Here is a 3,765-nt window from a genome sequence, read left to right on the forward strand (position 1 = left end):
AAGCCTTCGTGGTAACGCTTGTCATGGCGTGGTCTCCAGCCCGGCGCGTCAACGCCGGGTGATTCGAGGTTGATCACCCCGGAGACTACGCCACTTTCAATTCCAACCGCTTTTCGGACGGCACCCTCCTCTGCAATGGCGAAGGCGATCGCAGTGCCAGCCCCTCCTGAACCAACCACGAGCGCGCGGCGTCCTTCAACGCGTTGACCTCTGCTCAGCAATCCCTTGACGAAGCCGATGCCGTCGAGAATGTCTCCACGCCAGCGGCCGTCCTCGTCACGCCGCATGACGTTCACAGACTGCACGTGACGTGCCCGTTCTGTAAGGATGTCCGCATGATGCACCGCCGCGAGCTTATGCGGGATGGTGACGATCAGACCTGCCATGTTTTGGATCGTTCGCAATCCCGTCAAGAAGGTCTTCAATTCGGTGGGGTTGACATGCAGGGGGACGCAGACAGCATTGAAACCATTTGCACGAAACAGAGCGCTCCAGACTTCCGGTGCGCGAACCTGCCGGATCGGATCTCCAACGATGCCAAGGATTTGCGTCGAGCCATCGACGATCTTGTGCATCAGGCGACCTCCTCGGCCGTGAGCAGGTAGGCGAGCTCGTAGATCGCTGAATGCTTAACTGGGGCCTTCACGGCCTCCTTGAGCAAGACGAGCACGGCAGGAACGGCCGCCGTCAGCTCAAGATGGCCCGTGCTCTCCACCCTCACGACAGCATCGCAAATGTCTTTGCAGTCTTGGCGCTCGGGTCGCTTTCGCGTGTTTTCATGCGGGTCGTATCGGGAGCGGCGACGCCAAGATGTGCGCCGCAGATACTCTTGGAGATGCCATCGCGGCAGGCTCCGTTGCCGGGCGCGCAGTCCAGGCAGGATTTGCCGGTGCCGATCGGGCCGAGGATGACGAGACGATTGTGATCGCGGACTCATCTGCAGGTGGCGAGGTTTCGGAACAGTGAGCGGTCGAGACGACGAGCGGTGCTATACGACATTCTCCATAGCTGCGGCTTGCCAGAGCGTGAGCCGCTTGCGGGCGGCGCCATTGACTCGTGCCACCTCGAAGATATTCGCACTCCGCTCAAAAGCGCTCCACCACTATTCGGACCTTCTCCTCGCACCTCCATCGTCGCGGGCGGCGCTCAGCTCGACGCAACGCTAATCACTTTCCTGCCTAGCATAAAGTATGGCATTTGCCATGGTTGCACCTCCACCGGCCAGAGGGGCCGGCTTCCAGATCGAACGCTGTCCTCCAGGCGTGACAGATATCAAAGCCGCCGCTGGCCGAACGACTGCGGCACCCAAAGCAGTGCGTCACTCGGCCGGACCGCACTTTCACCGTGCCCCCAAGCAATCGGCGTGCCACCGAGGACGTTGTGCAGACCCTGCTGAGGGGTAAAAGCATGCGCTTCGCGCCACGCCTTCGGAATACTTGAGCATCAGTCTCGAGTTGCGGACATAAGTCTTGACCGAACACTGCTGAACACGACAACACAGAGCGATGGTCAAGATCGTTCAGGGAGGTCATGGCGCGCCTTTACGAGCGAGCGCTGCAGCAGAGGCGTCTGACACTAGCGGGCTTCCAAGCACTGGCGCGGGCGTTCATTACAAGCTGCTGGGGAGACGAAACGAGTTCCTAACGGGTAACCATCCGCGATGTCGCCGATATCGCCGTCGCGCTCACGGCCGTGATCTGGTTAGGGCCAACCGCCGCGCACATTGACATCAAGTTGATCCTTGGAGCTTCTCCGTGCCTGCAAGAAATGGGGTCCCCGTGATCGCCATTGTTCGTTGCAGTCGCCATCTACGGAGTTGGCCATGTTCAAGGAGAGTTGGAAGGCAGCGCGGACGAATTAAGATCTGCAATTGGGCAGCGAGGCGAAGACGAAATTGCCGTCGTCAGGTTCCCGAGCTGCAGCGGTTTCTGGACAAGAGGAGACGAGGTCGAAGCCATGCCTGACGGGGCCCAAAAAATGGATTGCGCGCTCGCCATCATTGCCGAAGGACGCCCGATGAAACAGGTTTGCGAGGCTCTCGGGGTAGCGCGCTCAAATGTGGCGGCGAAGCTTGCTTGCTGATTGGCAGGATAGGCGCTCGGCACGAAATATTGATCATGAGCCTGGTTGAAGAAAGTCGGCGGGCCATGCCGACACTTGCCAGGTTATGCTTATTTCGCGTGTGGGTTTGCTTGGCCGCGAACAGGACGGGATATGTGCGGCTTCAGTTAAAAGACCGTGACGCGACTAGACTGCCTTTCATGCCGAAGCTTGACGCCGCGATGGCCGCGTAACGTCGCCATCGTGTTCGAACGTCATAGGGATCAGCATCCCGTAGCACACTGAAGTATCACTTCTCACGCGAATTTCACCGCAGGACTAAATTATCGTTGCGAGGCGGTCTCCGTACGTATGGGGGCGAACAGCGTCCTCGGCACTGGATACCGCTCCGCAAGTCGAATGACACCAGGTAATGTTGCGATACCTCGCGCTTCGATCGTGAGGTCGCCATTGGGGACGCCATCCGCGAGCAGACGTTGGAGTTTAGTACGAGGAGCGCGACTGTCGTCGTTTGACCATTCGGATTGTCGTGTCCAACCGTGGCCGGTTGAAGACGTTGACGTCTGGAGTCCGACAGTAGGCTCCAACTGTTCCGCCGATGCTGCGGCGAAGCACATGCCGCTGCCTTCTTCAAGCAACGCTCGCGCGACCGCTTTCGCGGCACGCCGATTGCTGGAAAACGGTGAAGGAGCCGTTACGACCATGGCGATTTCCAGTCAACGGCTCAGGACTTCGCATGGAACTTGCTCGATTGATGCAAATCAATGCCATAGACTCTGGACGGTTGACTGCAGTCTCGCCGATTGAAGCACTGCCACGTCATCGCGGGTGCCGCTGTTCTATGCGCAGCAGCGGTGTTGGTTCCCATCGCATCTGGAGGGCGGCAGGGAGACCTGTCGGATCCAAATGGGGCGTCGGCTTCGCGGCCAGCCGGACGAGTCGAGTCTGCAGCCGGCCTTTGACATGTTGGTGCTACGTCATGAGGTGCTGCTTGACACCGTTGCGCTAGACGATAACGAGCCGTTCCAGCAGATCGAGTCGGCGGAGTCGGCCTGGCCTTGAAGAACCGAAACGCTCGGACACCAGGAGGCGAAGCTCTCGCAGCTGGTGCGTCAAAAGCAGGAGCGAACGTCGAGACAGGTTGGGCGTGAGCCGATGGCTTTGCCGTCTGATGGTTGCCAATGCGTCAATTTTGTAAGGTCTTGAGCGTATGGAGCAGATCGTGCCCCCCGAAGCCGCCACGAAACTCCCATCAGCTATGGAAATGCAGAGAGAAGATGAACTGCTCTGCAGCTCGCTTCGTGCTCGCACTGTAGGCACGATTCGAAATGCTGGCGGTGGACATATCGGTTCCTCTCTTTCGCTGATCGAGATTCTCTACTGCTTGTTTTTTCGATTTCTGCGCATCGATCCACTGAAGCCAAGCGACCCCAACAGAGATCGCTTCATTTTAAGTTCTTGCCAAGGTGCAGTGGCGCTCTTTGCAGTAATGGAGCATCGTGGCTTCTTGCCGCCATTTTCGCTGGAGCGCTTTCTTGCGCGCGGCTCTGAACTGACAATGTTTCCAACAACCAGCAGGTCCCGTCGCGGAGTTGGTTGGAATTAGGGTTGGCGTAGGCTCCGGGGTGATCAACCTCGAATCGTCCGGCGTTGAAGCGTCGGACTGGAGACTACGCCATGAGGCAACCTACCACGAAGCCTGAT

At 58.6% G+C, this 3,765-nt stretch carries 3 protein-coding genes; 1 reads left to right on the plus strand and 2 read right to left on the minus strand.

The annotated features are described in order from the left end of the window. Together ACZYOF_RS42780 and ACZYOF_RS42785 are read right to left on the minus strand one after the other, a co-directional pair. Nucleotides 1–575, minus strand: a 575-nt coding sequence (locus tag ACZYOF_RS42780; RefSeq protein ID WP_463719496.1) for a shikimate dehydrogenase family protein, incomplete at its 3' end; no start/stop codon positions are given. Then, on the minus strand, nucleotides 575–721 hold the full coding sequence (locus ACZYOF_RS42785; RefSeq protein ID WP_463719497.1) for a hypothetical protein: 147 nt from the start codon (nucleotides 719–721) through the stop codon (nucleotides 575–577). The genes ACZYOF_RS42785 and ACZYOF_RS42780, both read right to left, overlap by 1 nt. 2,550 nt (nucleotides 722–3,271) lie before the next feature. Between ACZYOF_RS42785 and ACZYOF_RS42790 the strand changes: the two genes are divergently transcribed. Further along, a complete protein-coding gene (locus tag ACZYOF_RS42790) occupies nucleotides 3,272–3,667 on the plus strand; it encodes a hypothetical protein (RefSeq protein ID WP_463719498.1) in 396 nt (131 codons plus the stop codon). Nucleotides 3,668–3,765 lie beyond the last annotated feature (98 nt).

The organism is Bradyrhizobium sp. LeoA1Lang, from assembly GCF_055413685.1.

Coding starts and splice junctions, on each gene's coding strand:
- ACZYOF_RS42790 (WP_463719498.1), top strand. CDS start 3,272: ATGGAGCAGATCGTGCCCCCCGAAGCCGCCACGAAACTCCCATCAGCT.